We start from the raw sequence: 2182 nt of genomic DNA, 5'->3' as shown, positions 1-2182 counted from the left end.
CAAGAAAACCCGACGAGAGCTAAGCCTCATCGGGTTTTCAGCCGTGGACGAATTAAAAGCGATGGTGCCAGCATAACCTACAACACCCTATCAACAACTAGGTAAAAGGCACACTCTCAGACTATTTGCACCAGAGCCGATATATGTGGTGAACCTATTTACATCTAGTCTTAGAAACCATATAATATGGATATTAAAGCCGCAAGGAGGCAGAACATGACCAAAAAAATTGCAATTGTCGTTGATTCGGGTTCTGATGTCCCTCAAAGTGTTCTTGATGAAAATAAAAATATTGCAGTCGTACCGCTGAATATTACTATGAATGGGCATAATTACCTTGATGCAGTTGATATCACACCGGATGAATTTTATTCGGCGTTAGCAACGGCGGAAATCTTGCCGAAGACGTCCAGTCCGTCACCACAAGCTGCCAAAGAAGCGATGGATGCGCTGTTCGCGGCTGGTTATCAGCAGATCCTCGGTATCACAATTTCGAGCGCGTTGTCTGTGACGAACAACGTCTTTCAATTGGCCGCGCAAGATTTTCCCGCTGACACCGTAACCATTCTTGACACAAAAAGCATCGGCATTGGCAGTGGCATCCAAGCAGCCTATGCCGCATCATTGATCAATGCAGGGGAATCTTTTCAGGACGTGATTGCAAAAGTTCGTGCCTCAATCGTCAAAAGTCGGATTTATTTCTACGTGCCAACCTTGAAGTACCTCAGTGCCGGCGGTCGAATCGGCCGAGTGGCAGGCCTTGTCGGTTCGGTTTTGCACATTAAACCGGTGATCTCATGTGATCCAGAAGGCGTCTACTACCCTCTTTTTAAGGCGCGATCTGAAGAAAAAGCGATTCAAAAGTTGGTTGAACAAGTCAAACAGGATTGTTTAAAAAGCACCCACTATCGTTTAGGAGTAGCCCACGGGCAAAACCCATCTTTAGTTAAAAAGTTGGCAGAGAAACTTCGTGAAGCGACTGGTCGGCCAGTTGATTTTATTGGTGAGGTCTCACCGTCATTGGGCGTGCATACAGGGCCAGGGCTGATTGGGGCGACAGTTCAGTCGTATTAAGGTGTTACAAAAATAAGTCACGCCTCTCAAGCTTTACCTAAAACGAAAAGCAGATCAAAATTGCCCTTTTCTCAACAAATTGAGAAAAGGGCAATTTTGATTTGATAAAACAGTCGTAAATTGCAAGAACAAGTTAGCCAGTCGTTGAGGACAATCCCAGAACAGGCCGTTATCAAATAGAAGTTGTGGCGCTAGAGAGACTACTGGGCCATGCGGCGAACGCGCCGAGCTTCGGCCTCAAAGTTTTGCTGGGGTGTGCAGTAGCCCTGTTGTTTGCGAGGCAACTGATTCAAGCGGTCTTGCGTGGCCTGCACTTGACTAGGGCTAATGTCATCTAGGGACATGCCCTTAGGTAAGTCCTGCGGATCATCCGGTTATGTGCCTCGTTGGTGCCACGGTCGCAGGACGTGTAAGGATGGGCGTAGAAGATCTCAGTTTCCGTCCCAGCAAAAGCAGTATTTAAGGCGGTGAACTCGGGTCCGTTGTCGGCTGTGATGGTCTTGATGCAAGCTCCCCATTCGCGCTTGATTCCACGCAATGCATAGCTCACAGAGTCTGCATCTCGTCCTTCGATCAAGCGGAGAAGTTGGCAACGGGTCTTGCGCTCAATCAGAGTCAAGATGACGCTCTCCTTGCCATTGCGTTTACCGACAATGGTATCCATCTCCCAGTGACCGAACTGCCTGCGTCGTTCAACGACCTTAGGCCGTTCCTCGATACTGCGGCCAGCCAGGCGCTTAGCCTTGGTGTGGTGCTGGTGAGAGGTCTTCCGCTTAGTCTTCTCCAACAGGTCGATATTTCGAATCTCTAGGCGTTGGTCGTCAATGTACTGGTACAAAGTCGAGGCACAAACAAGCTCTTCAGGAGTAAACAGCTTGTGTCGCTTGGCATAGCCGATTGAAGCATCCGGCGACCATTTGTCCTGCTTAGCCCGCTGTACGTACCAGGCTAAGAAGACCTGTACGCTGGCGAACTTGTCAGGGCTCTGGTGCAAAGTTTGCCTGGCAACTTCATTCTAGTATACTGAGTGACAAGAAACGAGGGATTGTGCGCATGAATTACTTTAAAGGACGCCACTTTCAACAGGATATCATTATAGTAGCCGTTG

The 2182-nt window shown here is 48.4% G+C and carries 1 protein-coding gene and 2 pseudogenes; 2 read left to right on the top strand and 1 reads right to left on the bottom strand.

The window, feature by feature from the left end; translation table 11 throughout:
- Positions 1-76: pseudogene (locus tag ACGG90_RS15500) on the top strand (IS6 family transposase); the annotation flags it as partial.
- 140 nt (positions 77-216) lie between these two features.
- Positions 217-1074, top strand: coding sequence for a DegV family protein (locus ACGG90_RS15495; protein WP_125754439.1), 858 nt, complete (start codon positions 217-219; stop codon positions 1072-1074).
- A gap of 200 nt (positions 1075-1274) precedes the next feature.
- On the opposite strand, the pseudogene ACGG90_RS15490 reads toward ACGG90_RS15495, so the two are convergent.
- Positions 1275-2056 (bottom strand): annotated as a pseudogene (locus tag ACGG90_RS15490) (IS30 family transposase); the annotation flags it as partial.
- Positions 2057-2182 lie beyond the last annotated feature (126 nt).

The organism is Lacticaseibacillus jixiensis (genome assembly GCF_042847315.1).
GTDB classification, from domain to species: Bacteria; Bacillota; Bacilli; order Lactobacillales; family Lactobacillaceae; genus Lacticaseibacillus; species Lacticaseibacillus jixiensis.
The sequence above is the reverse complement of the archived record's forward strand: the minus strand, read 5'-3'. Positions and strand labels throughout refer to the sequence as shown.

Bases quoted from the DNA above. Each gene is read 5' to 3' on its own strand.
- ACGG90_RS15495 (WP_125754439.1), top strand. From the start codon at position 217: ATGACCAAAAAAATTGCAATTGTCGTTGATTCGGGTTCTGATGTCCCT.